The sequence below is a fragment of the Alteraurantiacibacter palmitatis genome, from assembly GCF_037154115.1.
Classification (GTDB): domain Bacteria; phylum Pseudomonadota; class Alphaproteobacteria; order Sphingomonadales; family Sphingomonadaceae; genus Alteraurantiacibacter; species Alteraurantiacibacter palmitatis.
In genome coordinates this window covers 26,634-39,694 of sequence record NZ_JBANRO010000010.1, presented here as the reverse complement: position 1 = coordinate 39,694, position 13,061 = coordinate 26,634, and the positions used below count along the sequence as shown (strand labels likewise).

12 protein-coding genes are annotated in these 13,061 nt (G+C 66.6%); 10 read left to right on the top strand and 2 right to left on the bottom strand.

Features of this window, described 5'->3' with window-relative positions; translation table 11 throughout:
- The first annotated feature begins 19 nt into the window (after positions 1–19).
- The 3 genes from WFP44_RS12515 to WFP44_RS12505 all read left to right on the top strand — a co-directional run bounded on the left by WFP44_RS12515 (position 20) and on the right by WFP44_RS12505 (position 3,321).
- Positions 20–982: an alpha/beta hydrolase gene (locus tag WFP44_RS12515; RefSeq protein WP_336926896.1), complete on the top strand. Its 963-nt coding sequence runs from the start codon at positions 20–22 to the stop codon at positions 980–982.
- Between the two features lie 213 nt (positions 983–1,195).
- The gene (locus WFP44_RS12510) at positions 1,196–2,371 is read left to right on the top strand and encodes a cytochrome P450 (RefSeq protein WP_336926997.1); all 1,176 of its coding nucleotides are present in this window, start codon (positions 1,196–1,198) and stop codon (positions 2,369–2,371) included.
- A gap of 26 nt (positions 2,372–2,397) precedes the next feature.
- Positions 2,398–3,321, top strand: coding sequence for an alpha/beta hydrolase (locus WFP44_RS12505; RefSeq protein WP_336926895.1), 924 nt, complete (start codon positions 2,398–2,400; stop codon positions 3,319–3,321).
- Positions 3,322–3,328: 7 nt separating this feature from the next.
- Here the strand turns inward: WFP44_RS12505 and WFP44_RS12500 are convergent, their stop codons facing one another.
- On the bottom strand, positions 3,329–4,525 hold the full coding sequence (locus WFP44_RS12500) for a M20 metallopeptidase family protein (RefSeq protein ID WP_336926894.1): 1,197 nt from the start codon (positions 4,523–4,525) through the stop codon (positions 3,329–3,331).
- A 149-nt stretch (positions 4,526–4,674) separates the two neighbouring features.
- Here WFP44_RS12500 and WFP44_RS12495 point away from each other — a divergent pair, with 149 nt between their 5' ends.
- Both WFP44_RS12495 and WFP44_RS12490 read left to right on the top strand, forming a co-directional pair.
- The gene (locus tag WFP44_RS12495; RefSeq protein WP_336926893.1) at positions 4,675–5,715 is read left to right on the top strand and encodes a diacylglycerol/lipid kinase family protein; all 1,041 of its coding nucleotides are present in this window, start codon (positions 4,675–4,677) and stop codon (positions 5,713–5,715) included.
- Positions 5,712–6,629, top strand: a complete 918-nt coding sequence (locus tag WFP44_RS12490; RefSeq protein WP_336926892.1) for a hypothetical protein — start codon at positions 5,712–5,714, stop codon at positions 6,627–6,629. The genes WFP44_RS12495 and WFP44_RS12490 overlap by 4 nt, the downstream gene beginning before the upstream one ends.
- A gap of 17 nt (positions 6,630–6,646) precedes the next feature.
- Here the strand turns inward: WFP44_RS12490 and WFP44_RS12485 are convergent, their stop codons facing one another.
- Positions 6,647–7,147, bottom strand: coding sequence for a DUF2141 domain-containing protein (locus WFP44_RS12485; RefSeq protein ID WP_336926891.1), 501 nt, complete (start codon positions 7,145–7,147; stop codon positions 6,647–6,649).
- Positions 7,148–7,380: 233 nt separating this feature from the next.
- Between WFP44_RS12485 and rpe the strand changes: the two genes are divergently transcribed.
- The 5 genes from rpe to WFP44_RS12460 all read left to right on the top strand — a co-directional run bounded on the left by rpe (position 7,381) and on the right by WFP44_RS12460 (position 13,023).
- Positions 7,381–8,040, top strand: a complete 660-nt coding sequence (rpe, locus tag WFP44_RS12480) for a ribulose-phosphate 3-epimerase (protein WP_336926890.1) — start codon at positions 7,381–7,383, stop codon at positions 8,038–8,040.
- Positions 8,041–8,107: 67 nt separating this feature from the next.
- On the top strand, positions 8,108–9,982 hold the full coding sequence (locus WFP44_RS12475; protein ID WP_336926889.1) for a heparinase II/III family protein: 1,875 nt from the start codon (positions 8,108–8,110) through the stop codon (positions 9,980–9,982).
- An 8-nt stretch (positions 9,983–9,990) separates the two neighbouring features.
- Entirely contained in the window at positions 9,991–11,610 is a 1,620-nt protein-coding gene (purH, locus tag WFP44_RS12470; RefSeq protein WP_336926888.1) for a bifunctional phosphoribosylaminoimidazolecarboxamide formyltransferase/IMP cyclohydrolase, read from the top strand.
- Positions 11,611–11,841: 231 nt separating this feature from the next.
- A complete protein-coding gene (msrA, locus tag WFP44_RS12465) occupies positions 11,842–12,513 on the top strand; it encodes a peptide-methionine (S)-S-oxide reductase MsrA (protein ID WP_336926887.1) in 672 nt (223 codons plus the stop codon).
- 36 nt (positions 12,514–12,549) lie between these two features.
- Positions 12,550–13,023 (top strand): Fur family transcriptional regulator, encoded by a 474-nt coding sequence (locus WFP44_RS12460; RefSeq protein WP_336926886.1) that lies wholly within the window; start codon positions 12,550–12,552, stop codon positions 13,021–13,023.
- Positions 13,024–13,061 lie beyond the last annotated feature (38 nt).

The following is a 13,061-nucleotide window of genomic DNA, read 5'->3' as shown; positions in this document are numbered from 1 at the left end:
GATAAAGGGAGTAGGTTGGATGAAGCTGATCGGATCACTCGTTGCGGCGGGACTGTTGCTGGCGGGCTGCACCAGCGCAGCAGCACAAACCGGCGGACCTTCGGAGCGCCTGCTTGGCGTCGGCGCAGGCAACGGCGCATATGGCGGCGTGGCCTTTGCCCGCGATGACGCGCCCGGCTACACCTTTTACCGCCCCGAACGCTGGCCCGATGGCCCGGTGCCGGTGGTGCTGTGGGGCAATGGCGGGTGCCGCAATAACGGCCTGTCCGCCAGCCATTTCCTGCGCGAGATTGCCAGCCACGGCTATTTCGTGATCGCCAATGGCGCACCGGGTGAGGAGCGCCCCCCGGTGGCGGAATTGCCGCCCGCGCCCACATCGCTGCCCGAAAATGCGGTGACCAATCAGCCGCCGCGCGCAACGCCGGATGAAACCAGCGTGGAACAGATGCTGGCCGGAATCGACTGGGCTGCGGCGGCCAATGCCGATGCGGGTGATCCGCTGCACGGGCACCTCGATGCCGCGCGGGTGGCTGTGCTGGGGCACAGCTGCGGCGGCTTGCAAGCGCTTGCGGCAGGCGCCGATCCGCGGGTTGGCGCGGTGATCGCCTTTGCCAGTGGCGTTTATGTCCGCGCCGATGGGGGCCTCAGCGGTGTGCGGATCGGCAAGGAAGACCTGGCCCGTCTGCACACGCCGGTCGCCTATGTCATCGGCGGGCCGGGCGACATTGCCTGGCCCAATGCTGTCGATGATTTCGCGCGCATTTCCCATGTGCCGGTGATGCTTGCCAATCTGCCCGTGGGCCATGGCGGCACCTTTGCGCTGGCCAATGGCGGCGATTGGGCGCGCGTGGCGGTGGATTGGCTCGACTGGCAGATCAAGGGCGATGCGGCGGCCGGCCGAAGTTTCGTGGGCGAAGGGTGCCGCCTGTGCACCACCTATGGGTGGAAGGTGGAACGCAAGCAGTTTCCCGATTCGCCCTGACCGGCGTGTTGGGACGGGGATAGACCGGCCCGCCCGTGCTTTGGTTCCGGCGCGTCCCCGCCACGGGGCGATACATCCTTTCGTCCCGCTCCGGCGACGGGCCTTGCATGACTTTGTCCGATCCTGTAAGCGCTTTCACGAACGCCATGCACGGCGTCGAGCGGAAAGCAGCTCAAGGGGACAGGTGTGACCGAAGGCAGTTCTGACGTGGCCATGCGGGATGATTTCGATCCCCATGTGGAGGAAACCTTCGACAGCCCGCACGCCGAATACCGCCGGATGCGTGCCGAATGCCCGGTCGCCTGGTCGAGTGCGCATGGCGGCTTTTTCGCACTGACCCGTTTCGACGACATCGTGGCCGCGGTGACCGATTACGACCGGTTCATCACCTCGAAAATCAACGTCATCCCCAATATGTCGCTGGGCAAGCGGCGCCCGCCGCTGGGCAAGGATCCGCCCGAACATACCCCCTTCCGCCGCGCGCTCGACCGCACGCTGCGCGGGGCGCGCATTGCCGCGATGGAGCCGGTTCTGCGCGCCCATGCGCAGCGCGAATTGCAGCGCATGATCGATGCGGGGCAGGGCGACATTTCCAGCGATTTTGCCACCATCTACCCTGCCTGGGTGGAAGTGGAATGGCTCAACCTCGATCCCGGCCACGCGCCGCTGCTGGCCGAGGTCGCGCGCCTCTACAACATTGCCTGGCGCAGCGAGAACATGGATGCGGTGGCCGAGACGAGCGGCAAGCTCTATGATGTGGCCGCCGCCGTGGTGGAAGACCGCAAGGCCAATCCGCGTGCCGTGGAGACCGATCCTGCCTCCGCCCTGCTGGCCGAGGAAACGCCCGATGGGCCGATTCCCGAAGAATATGTCATCGCCACCATCCGGCAGGTGCTGGTGGTGGGCCTGATGGCCCCGCCGCCGCTGTTCGGCGCAATTTGCGTGCATCTGGTGCGCAACCCGGACTTGCAGGATTACCTGCGGCAGAACCCCGATCGCATCCCGGCCGCGGTGGAGGAGTTTTTGCGCCTCTATTCGCCTTATCGCGGCTTTGCCCGCACCACCACCTGCCCGGTGGAGATGCACGGGCGCGTGATCCCCGAAGGCGCGCCGGTAACGATGGTTTACGCCTCCGCCAACCGGGACGAGCGCGTGTTCGACGATCCCGACACCTTCCGCTTTGATCGGGAGAATATCCGCCAGCATCTTGCCTTTGGCCGGGGTGCACACCAATGCGCAGGCGCCGGCCTGGTGCGGCTGGAAATGCGCATCTTTCTGGAAGAGCTGCTCGCCCGCACCAGCGCCATGGCGCTGAATGGCGAGCTGGAAATGACTCGCCTGCCCGAACTGGGGCCGACCAGCACGCCGCTGCGCTTCACGCCCGCCTGATTGGCGGCCGCAAGGGGGGAGAGACAATGCGCCGCCTGATCCTGAGCATATGCGCCGCCCTGGCCGCGCTGGCTGCCCTTCCTGTCCTCGCACATTCGGAGCGGCTGCCGCTGTATGACGGCCCTGCGCCCGGTTCCGAGCACTGGACGCAGGAACGGGTGGAAATCGTGAATGGCGAACGGCGACAGGTCTACAACACCAGCCAGCCGGTCTATGAACTGCATTTGCCCCGCCCCGAACGCGCAAGCGGCGCGGCGCTGGTGATGTTGCCCGGCGGGGGCCTGCGCGTGCTGGGCACGGGCGCTGATCTGTATGACGAGATCGAGGCGCTGGTGGCGCAAGGCGTCGCGGTGATGCTGCTCGAATACCGCACGCTGCAATTGACGCCCGACCAGATCGAACGCGCCAGCGCGCCGCCGCCGCCGCGCCCCGAAGGTGCGTCGCCCGCCCGCTTTCCGCGCATGACCATCGTCAACGGCAATGCCAATCCGGCGCAGGGCAATGCCGCGATGGACGAAGTACTGCGCCTTGCCACGCAGGATGCGCAGGCCGCGCTGCGCCTGTTGCACAGCAATGCGGCCGCGTGGAATATCGACCCTGACCGCATCGGGGTGATGGGCACATCGGCGGGCGGTGGGGTGGCGTTCGGCGCGCTGCTGGACCGCGATGCCCCGGCAGAGGAGCAGCCCGATTTCCTTGTCTCGATCTACGGCCCCGCCTTGCAGGATGTGGCGACATGGGAAGGCGCGCCGCCGCTGTTCCTGGCGGTGGAGGCCGAGCACGGGGCGGTAACCGACGGGCTGATCGAGGCCTTCCGCATCTGGAACGACGCCTATCAAAGCGCCGAACTGCACATCTATCAGGTGCCCAATTTCAGCATGACCGTGGACCTGTGGGGGCCGCGCCTGTTTGCGTGGATGCGCGAACAGGGGATCATTCGGGCCGATTGATGGGCGGTTATTCCCAGCCGCGCTCCAGATAGCGCATCGCGCAAGCGGCAAGAAAGGCGCTGCCCTTGGGCATGGCGCTTTCGTCCACCATCATGCGGCTGGAATGGATGCCGCAGCAGCTTTTCCGGTCCGCCCCGTCCTTTGCCACGCCCAGAAACAGCATCGCGCCGGGCACTTTCTCCAGCACATAGGAGAAGTCTTCCGCCCCCATCAGCGAATGGGCGAGCCGCTGCCAGCCTTCCTCGCCGCCCATTTCCTTCGCTACGTTTTCCGCCAGCGTCACCGCGCGCGGATCGTTGAGCGTGACGGGGAAGCCGGGCATGATCGTGACCTCGACCTCGCAGCCATGCGCGCGCGCGGTGTGCTGGGCCACTTCGGTGAGCGCCGTGTGCACGGCCGCGCGGCGTTCGGGCGAGAGTGTGCGGATCGTGCCGCGCATCTTCGCGTGATCGGGGATGATGTTGTGCGCCGTTCCGGCTTCGATCATCGAGACGGTCACCACGGTTGCCTCTGCGGCAGAGAAGCGGCGTGTGACCATCGCCTGAAACGCGGTGACGATGGCAGCAGCGGCGGGCACCGGGTCGGCGGTGTCGTGCGGCAGGCTGGCATGGCCGCCGCGCCCCTTGACCACAATGTCGAACTGGTCGGCGGCAGCCAGCATCGCCCCGTTCTTGCCCGCGATCACGCCGTGCGGCGAATTGGGCATGATGTGCAGCGCAAAGGCCGCATCGGGAAGCGGATCGAGCAGGCCATCCTCGATCATGTAGCGTGCGCCGTGCCAGCCTTCTTCGCCCGGCTGGAACATGAACCGCACCTCGCCTGCGATCTCGCCTTGCCGTGCAGCCAATATGCGCGCCGCGCCTGCCAGCATGGCGGTGTGCGTATCGTGCCCGCAGGCGTGCATCCGGCCCGGAATGGTGGAGGCAAAGGGAAGCCCCGTGTTTTCGGGCATGGGCAGCGCGTCCATATCCCCGCGCAGCAGCACGGCAGGCCCGGACTTGCCGCCTTTCAGCGTGGCGACCGCGCCAGTGCACGATGTGCCTTCCCGCCATTCGAGCGGCAGATCGGCCAGCTCGGCGCGCACCTTGGCCAGAGTGAGCGGGGTATCAAGCCCCAGTTCGGGTTCGGCATGGATGGCGCGGCGCAGCGCCACGATCCGGGGTTCGATATCGCGCGCAGCCGCGAGAAGGCTTGATGTCAGCATGGACGGCATCCTATCGCGCCCTCTTGCCCAAGGCCAGACGGCAAAGCGTCCGCATCCGGGCACATTTGCGACAAATCGCCAAGGGCACGCCCTGCTTTACGCACATTTGCCATGTATTTTTGCCCGTTGCGTGGTTAAGGCAGCGCAAGATGCACGGTGCCATTCATCTGTTCGACCAATTGCACGAGGCCGATGGCGCGCAGCCCTCGGGCGGAGCGCAACCGCCTGCCAGTTTGCGGGCCACCAGGCGCGCCGATCCGCTGATTGGCGTGATCCGCAATCCGCGCAGCCACGGGAATGAAGGGCGCAAGGCCGATACCGGTGATATTCCGGGCGTGCTCCTCGCCTCGCCCGGCAAACGCAACGAACTGCCCGCGATCCTCGCCGATTTCGCCGCGAAAGGCGTCGATCTGCTGGTGGTTGACGGCGGTGACGGGACGGTGCGCGATGTGCTGACCTGCGGGGCCAGCGTGTTTGGCGATGCGTGGCCCACGCTGATCGTGCTGCCCAGCGGAAAGACCAATGCGCTGGCCTATGATCTGGGCGTTGCGCCCGGCTGGACGCTGGCCGAGGCGCTGGATGCCGCGCGGCGGCAAAGCGTGGCAGCGCGGCACCCAATTGTGGTTGCGCAAACCGACAATGACGCGGCGCAGGTGCGCGGCTTCGTGCTGGGCGCAGGCGCCTTCACCCAGGCCATCAGCCTGGGGCAGGATGCGCATGATTTCGGCGCGTTCAACGCTGCTGCCGTGGGCGTTACCACGGCGTGGAGCGTGCTGCAGGCGCTGTTTGGCGGTGCGGGCAATGTCTGGCGGCGCGGCACGCGAATGCGGCTGCGCGGGCCGGACGGGGCGGAACTGCCGCACGCTGGCGGCGGCCCGCTGGACGAACGGTATATGGTCTTTGCCAGCACGCTGGAACGGTTTCCGGTGGGATTGTGCCCGTTCAAGGGGATTGATGCGCCGCTGCGCATGGGCGTGCTCGACACGCCGCGCCGCGCGCTCCTGCTGCGCCTGCCCGCCATCTTCTATGGCAGGGCGGGCAAGGCCGCGCGGCGGCTGGGCTTTCAGGCGCATGGGCTGGACCGGTTCGACATGGAAATTGCCGACCGGTTCATACTGGATGGGGAGGCCTTTCCGGCGGGCTCCTATCAGGTGCGGCTTGGCCCGCGCCTGCATTTCGTTGTCCCGTGACAGGCGACCGCAGTGCCGATCTTGATGCGCGCCTTGCGAGCGTTCTGACGCGCGAGGTGCATCCGGCGATCACCGGTTTCGCGCAGGGTCTGGCGCGGGAAAGCGGCGCAGCCGGGCATGCGGCGGTGCTGTTCTATGGCTCCAATCTGCGCACCGGTTCGCTCGACGGGGTGCTCGATTACTACCTGCTGCTGCCCGGCCCGGCGGAAAAGGGCTTGTGGCCGCGCGTCTCCTACCGCGAATGGCAGCACGAGGGGGAAACGCTGCGCGCCAAGATCGCGGCGATGACCCTTGCGAAATTTGCCGAGGCGTGTCGGGGCGATACGCTCGACACCACCATCTGGGCGCGCTTCGTCCAGCCTTGCGCGCTGGTTCATGCAGGCAGCGCCGGTGTGGAGACGCAGGTGCTGGACGCGCTGGGCGAAGCCGCCCGCACGGCAGCGCGGCTGGCTGCGGCCTGCGGGCCTGTCAGCGGCACGGAGGAGGAGTTCTGGCGCGCTCTGTTCCGCGCTACCTACCGGGCCGAACTGCGGGTGGAAAAACCGGGGCGGGAGAATTCCATTCTCGAAGCCAATGCCGCACATTTCGCCGGCCTGCTGCGCGCCGCGCTGACGGCGCAGGGCATCGCCGTTGCGTGCGAGGCAGATGGCGCCATCCGCCCCGACCTTCCCCCTGCGCGGCGCGCGGCGGTGCTGCGCTGGTGGAACCGGCGGCGGCGCATGGGCAAGCCGCTCAACATTGCCCGCCTGCTGCGCGCGGCTCGCACCTTTGACGGGGCGGGCCGCTATGTCGCCTGGAAAGTGGAGCGCCACACCGGCATCCACATTCCCATGACACCCTGGCGCGAGGCGCATCCCGTGCTCGCCGCGCCGGGCGTCATCTGGCAATTGTGGCGCGAGGGAAAGCTGCGCTGACGCGCCCCCGGCACCGCCTACATATAGCGCATGGTAATGTTTATCGTGGTGACGCCCGTCACATCAAATGCGGTGCGCGAAACGCTGGGGCGACCCAGATTGAAAATGTTGATGCTGGGATTGTTCGACATCGCCCCGCCATCGGTGCGCAAGTCCGTGCTGCCATTGCCGTTGACATCGTGCCGCACTGCGACCGCGTAAGAGCCGTTGGCCGGCACCGGCATACAGAAGCTCATATTGCCTGCCTGCGCGGGAAGTTCGATGCGGTACATCCACCGCCCGCTTTGCAGCCAGTCCGCCTGCGTCGCGCGGTATATCTGCGCACGAACCGTGCCCTGTGCGTTCTTGATGCCGCTGACATTGACGCGCACCGCCGGGCCCGCGCCGCGACACACCGCCATGTCGTTGCGGATTTCCTGATGATACTGCGCCTGCGCGGCGCTGCCAGGCAGGGCCAGGGCAAGCAGTGCAGCCGGCGCGGCAAGTGCGGACAGAAGGCGGCTGAAAGACAAACGCATGGCAGATCCTGTCGTGTTCAAATGCATGGGCGGGAATGAACATCCCCCTTTCCTTGCCGTGCCACTTGCCAGAACGCCAGTGAACGGGGTGTGAAGCGGCTTGCAAGCCTGTGGCAAAGTCGGCCGGGCGTGCCGATCCATCATCTTGTCCATATGCGTGTTTTCCCTGTGTGGAAAATGCGTGTTCGCACCTTGCCCCGCGCGGGCGTGCTGCCTATCGCCTGAAGTCAGCCATGGCCACCCCGCTGATCTCCCCTTCCATCCTGTCCGCCGATTTCGCCCGGCTGGGCGAAGAAGTGCGCGCGATTGACGCCGCCGGCGCAGACTGGATCCATGTCGATGTGATGGACGGGCATTATGTGCCCAACCTCACCATCGGGCCTGCCGTGGTGAAGGCGCTGCGCCCGCACAGCGCCAAGGTGTTCGATGTGCACCTGATGGTGTCGCCGGTCGATATGTGGATCGAGCAGTTCGCCGCCGCAGGCGCCGATATCATCACCATCCACCCCGAAGCCGGGCCGCACGTTCACCGCAGCGTGCAGGCGATCAAGGCGCATGGCAAGAAGGCTGGCATCTCGCTCAACCCCGGAACGCCGGCCAAGATGCTCGATTACCTGATCGAGGAGATCGATCTGGTCCTGATCATGAGCGTCAATCCCGGCTTTGGCGGGCAAAGCTTCATCCCCAGCCAACTGAAGAAAATTGCAGCGGTGCGCCAGATGATCGACAAGCGCGGGCTGGATGTCCTGATCGAGGTGGATGGCGGGGTCAATGTCGAAACCGCGCGCCAATGCGTGGAGGCCGGCGCGGATGTGCTGGTGGCGGGATCGGCCACTTTCGCCGGCGGTGCCGATCACTATGCCGCCAATATCCGGGCGCTGAGGGGGCAATAGCGTGGGTGATCTGTCTGCCCGGATCCGCAGCGCGCCCGCCAGGAATGGGCCGGAAGGGAATCGGCAGATGGTGATGCCGCTGGACGATGGCCGCCGCGAGGAACTGGTGCTGCGACAGGATTTGCCGCCTTCTTCTTCCGCAGTGCCGGGTGTGGGTGAGCCCGCGCCCGCTGCTCCGCCCGGCCGTGCGTTGGCGCTCACCGATTTCAACCCACCCGAAATTGGCGCGGGCGAACGGCTCATCCGCCTCGCCTATCGGCTGGGCATTCCCGGCTCCACGCTGGCCGCGCCCTTCCGCAAGCCCTTGCGCCCGCGCCTGCTGGCGGTGGTCGAAAGCCCGGTGGCAGGTGACCGGGTGGCAGGAATGGGCTTGCGTGCCGGGCATTTTCTGGTTCACGGCGTCAAGGCGCCGATCGGGCAGGTCGATATGGCGCCGGTCGCCAAGCTGACCCCACCTTTCGAGCGCTATGTCCATGGGTTTGGCTGGCTGCGCGATTTGTCGGCCAGCGGGACGTTGCCGCAATGCGCGCCCGTTGCCCGCCGTATCCTTGCTGCCTGGTGCCTCGCCAATCCCGAACCCGCGCACAAGGCCGGACGCGGCCCGGCGTGGAAAGTGGACAATGCCGCGCACCGCCTGATGGGCTGGCTGGTGCACGCGCCGCTGCTGCTGTCCAGCGCCGACAAGGCCGAACGCCAGCAGATGCTGGATGCCATTGCGGATACGGCCCGCTATCTTGACCGGCACGTCACCCGTGCGGACGACCGGTTGGCCGAAGTGGCAGGCTGGTGCGCGATTACGGCGGCGGGCCTGCTGCTGCCCGAAGGCAAGCCGCGCCGCCTGTTTGGGGAGGCGGGGCTGGTGCGCGCGCTGGGTGATCTGGTGGGCGATGATGGCGGCGTTCTGTCGCGCAGCCCGCTGGGGCAGCTAGAAGCGATTGAGCTGCTGGTGGATCTGGCCGCCTGTTACCGCGCGGTGCGGCGCGATCCGCCCCGCGCGCTGGAAGTGATGCTGGGCCTGCTGGTGCCGCCCTTGCTGGCGCTGCTGCATTCGGACGGGAGCCTCGGCAATTGGCAGGGCGCGGGCGCGGTGAGCGCAGAGCGGATCGAGGCGCTGGTGCGCGCCAGCGGCGTGCGCACGCGGCCTTTGCGCGATGCGCGGCAATGGGGGTATCAGCGGGTCGCGGCGCGCGCCGGGGGCAAGCTGGCGGTGCTGCAATTCGATACCTCGCCCCCGCCGCTCGCCCGCCACGCACGGCATGGCTGCGCCTCCACCCTCGCTTTCGAATTCAGCCACGGCGAATACCGGCTGATTACCAATTGCGGCGGCGCGGGCTTTGCCGGCGGGCAGGTGCCGATCCGCATCGAGCAGGGCCTGCGCGCCACCGCTGCCCATTCCACGCTGGCGCTGGGCGAGGCGAATTCAACCGCGGTGCTGATCAACGGCAAGCTGGGCGCGGGCGTGGGCGAGGTGGAAGTGGATCGCCGCGTCATCACGCTCGATCGTGGCACATCGCCGGGAGGTGGATCGGCCAAGGGCGGCGCGACGAGGATCGAGGCCAGCCATGATGGCTATGCCCAGCGTTTTGGCCTGGTGCACCGGCGCATCCTGATCCTGCGCGACGATGGCAGCGAATTGCGCGGCGAAGACCTGCTGGTTCCTTCGGGCCGCGGCGGCAAGACGGGCAAGGTGCCCTATGCCATCCGCTTTCACCTCGGGCCGCAGGTGCGCCTTTCGCTGGGCGAAAACGGCAAGGGTGCGACCTTGGCCTTGCCCGATGGCAGCTATTGGCAATTCCTGACCGGAGCCGATACGTTGGAAGTTGAGGAAAGCCTGTTCGTCGATGGCGATGGCCGCCCCCACGCGGCGCAGCAATTGGTGATCCAGGGGCTTGTTTCACGCGGCGGCGGCAATTTTGCCTGGCTGCTGAAGAAGATGGGATAGCATTACGCATGAGCACGGTGGCAATCAGGCGGGCACTCCTTTCGGTGTCCGACAAGAGCGGTATTGTGGAACTGGCGGCTGCGCTGGCGGCGCGCGGCGTGGAATTGGTGTCCACCGGCGGCACCGCCAAGGCGATCCGCGATGCGGGCCTTCCCGTAAAGGACATTGCGGAACTCACCGGCTTTCCCGAAATGATGGACGGCCGCGTCAAGACGCTGCATCCCGTGGTGCATGGCGGCCTGCTGGCCGTGCGCGACGATGCAGGCCATCTGGCGTCGATGGCCGAGCACGGGATCGGCGCAATCGACCTGCTGGTGATCAATCTCTACCCCTTCGAAGCGACCGTGGCCAAGGGCGCGGGCCGCGACGAGGTGGTGGAGAATATCGACATTGGCGGCCCGGCCATGGTGCGCTCCTCCGCCAAGAACCATGCTTTCGTCACCGTGCTGACCGATCCCGCCGATTACGCCGAATTGCTCGCCGAGATCGACGCGGAAGGCGGCACCAGCCTTCCCTTCCGCATCCGCATGGCGGCCAAGGCCTATGCGCTGACGGCGGCCTATGACGCGGCGATTGCGGGCTGGTTCGCCTTTGCCGATGCCTTCACCAATCCGCTGGGGGCAGAGGCGCTGAAGGCCGAGGCTTTCCCCCCTACGCTGCCGCTGGCCTTCGCGCGCGGCGATGTGCTGCGTTATGGCGAAAACCCGCATCAGAGCGCGGCGGTCTATGTGCCGCGCGGCCCATCCACGCCCGGCGTGCCGCAGGCGCGGCAGGTGCAGGGCAAGGAACTGTCCTACAACAACCTCAACGATGCCGATGCCGCGCTGGAACTGATTGCCGAATTCAAGGGCGGCGACCCGGCGGTGGCGATCATCAAGCACGCCAATCCGTGCGGCGTGGCGCAGGCCCCGACGCTGCTGGGCGCGTGGGAGGCGGCGCTCGCGTGCGACAGCGTGTCGGCCTTTGGCGGGATCGTGGCGACCAATGTGGCGCTGGATGGCCCCACGGCCGAGGCGATCTGCCAGATCTTCACCGAAGTGGTGATTGCGCCGGGCGCGGATGATGCTGCGATTGCCGCCTTTGCCGCGAAGAAGAATCTGCGCCTGCTGCTGGTCGATTGCCTGCCCGATGCGGCACGCCCCGGCCTGCAGATGAAGACGATTGCCGGCGGCCTGCTGGTGCAATCGCGCGATGCCGGGATCATCGGCGCGGACGATCTGAAAGTGGTGAGCAAGCGCCAGCCGACCGAGCAGGAACTGGCCGATTGCCTGTTTGCATGGAAGGTGGCGAAGCACGTGAAGTCCAACGCCATCGTCTTTGCCAAGGATGGCGTCACCGCCGGGATTGGCGCAGGCCAGATGAATCGCCGCGATTCGGGCCGCATCGCCACGATCCGCGCGCGCGAGTCGGCGGAGACCGCCGGCTGGGATGCGCCGCGCACCACCGGCAGCGCCATGGCATCGGACGCTTTCCTTCCCTTTGCCGACGGAATCGATGTGGCGATCGAGGCCGGGGCCAGCGTGGTGATCCAGCCGGGCGGGGCAATGCGCGATGACGAGGTGATCGCCGCAGCGGACGCCGCCGGAATCGCCATGGTCTTCACCGGAATGCGCCATTTCCGCCATTGATCGCGCGGCCGGGTCGGCCCGCCTCTTCCTGAACGGGTGATTTCACCCCATTCAGTGAATGGCAAGACCTGCTGCCCTAGCCATGCAGTCCTGACGCAAACTGCACGAAAGGGGTGGAGGCAATGGGCCTGTTCACCGCGGAACTTTACCGTTCATTCTTCCTGGGCTTCGGTGTAACAGCAGCGGTGCTGGCGGCGCATATCCTGCCGCAAATGGGAGCCGTGTGACGCGATGAAGTGGAAGGCTGCCTTTGCTGCCCTGGCGCTGGGCGCTGCGGCGCTTACGGCGGTCCCGTCATCCGCCGAAGTCGCGTTCAACGCGCCGGTTGCCACCCGGCAGGCGCAGGAAACCGGGCTTCAGACCGCGATCTTCGCGGGCGGCTGTTTCTGGGGCATTGAAGGCATTTTCAGCCATACGCGCGGCGTGCGCAGTGCCGTTTCGGGCTATCACGGTGGGACAGAAGCGCAGGCGCGCTATCGCCTTGTTGCCTCGGGCATTACCGATCATGCCGAAGCGGTGCGGGTGGTCTATGATCCGGCGGTCGTTCGGTATGACCAATTGCTCCAGATCCTGTTTTCGGTGGGGGCCGATCCCACGCTACTCAACCGGCAGGGGCCGGATCGCGGGCCGCAATACCGCACGGCCATCGTCCCCTTGAACGCCGAACAGCGCGCGGTGGCGCAGGCCTATATCCGGCAGATGGGCCGTTCGGGCGTGTGGTCGGATCCCATTGTCGTGGCGATTGAGGAGCCGCGCCGCTTCTACGAGGCGGAGGAATATCATCAGGATTTCATGCACCGTAATCCCGACAATCCCTATATCCGCCGCTGGGATGCGCCCAAGCTGGAAGCCCTGCGCACCATGTTCCCGCAGCTTTATCGGCGCGCTTTCCTGACCGGGTGATTTGCAGGCCTGCGCCTCTCGCACTATATCCGCGACATGGCTGACCACGCGCATCATTCGCACCACACCGAACATTCCGGGCAAGGCCTTGTGGACGAGGCGGGACGCGTGCTGGAAGCTGCGGGCGAACAATGGACCGCGATGCGCGAGGATGTGTTCCGGGTGCTCTCGTCTTACGACAAGCCCGCCAGCGCCTATGACATTGCCGATGGCGTCGGGCAGGCGCGCGGCAAGCGGGTAGCGCCCAACAGCGTCTACCGCATCCTCGACCTGTTCGTGCGCACCAATCTTGCCAACCGGATCGAGAGCGCGAATGCCTATCTCGCCAACACGCACCCCGGGTGCCGCCACGATTGCATCTTCCTGATCTGCGACGATTGCGGCGCGGCCAGCCATCTGGACGATGACCGGCTGACCGGCGCCCTGCGCGAGGCGGGAGTGCGCGCCGGATTCGCCAATGTGCGCCCCGTGGTGGAACTGCGCGGCCTGTGCGCGGATTGTACCGGTTAAAATAGGGCTAAGGGCGGTCATCGACAGGCGGCCATCCC

Excerpts from the sequence above, each read along its gene's own strand:
- WFP44_RS12500 (WP_336926894.1), bottom strand. The coding sequence starts at position 4,525 with ATGCTGACATCAAGCCTTCTCGCGGCTGCGCGCGATATCGAACCCCGG.
- WFP44_RS12460 (WP_336926886.1), top strand. The coding sequence starts at position 12,550 with ATGGCTGACCACGCGCATCATTCGCACCACACCGAACATTCCGGGCAA.
- WFP44_RS12475 (WP_336926889.1), top strand. The coding sequence starts at position 8,108 with ATGGTGATGCCGCTGGACGATGGCCGCCGCGAGGAACTGGTGCTGCGA.
- WFP44_RS12505 (WP_336926895.1), top strand. The coding sequence starts at position 2,398 with ATGCGCCGCCTGATCCTGAGCATATGCGCCGCCCTGGCCGCGCTGGCT.
- purH (WP_336926888.1), top strand. The coding sequence starts at position 9,991 with ATGAGCACGGTGGCAATCAGGCGGGCACTCCTTTCGGTGTCCGACAAG.
- WFP44_RS12510 (WP_336926997.1), top strand. The coding sequence starts at position 1,196 with ATGCGGGATGATTTCGATCCCCATGTGGAGGAAACCTTCGACAGCCCG.
- rpe (WP_336926890.1), top strand. The coding sequence starts at position 7,381 with ATGGCCACCCCGCTGATCTCCCCTTCCATCCTGTCCGCCGATTTCGCC.
- WFP44_RS12495 (WP_336926893.1), top strand. The coding sequence starts at position 4,675 with ATGCACGGTGCCATTCATCTGTTCGACCAATTGCACGAGGCCGATGGC.
- msrA (WP_336926887.1), top strand. The coding sequence starts at position 11,842 with ATGAAGTGGAAGGCTGCCTTTGCTGCCCTGGCGCTGGGCGCTGCGGCG.
- WFP44_RS12515 (WP_336926896.1), top strand. The coding sequence starts at position 20 with ATGAAGCTGATCGGATCACTCGTTGCGGCGGGACTGTTGCTGGCGGGC.
- WFP44_RS12485 (WP_336926891.1), bottom strand. The coding sequence starts at position 7,147 with ATGCGTTTGTCTTTCAGCCGCCTTCTGTCCGCACTTGCCGCGCCGGCT.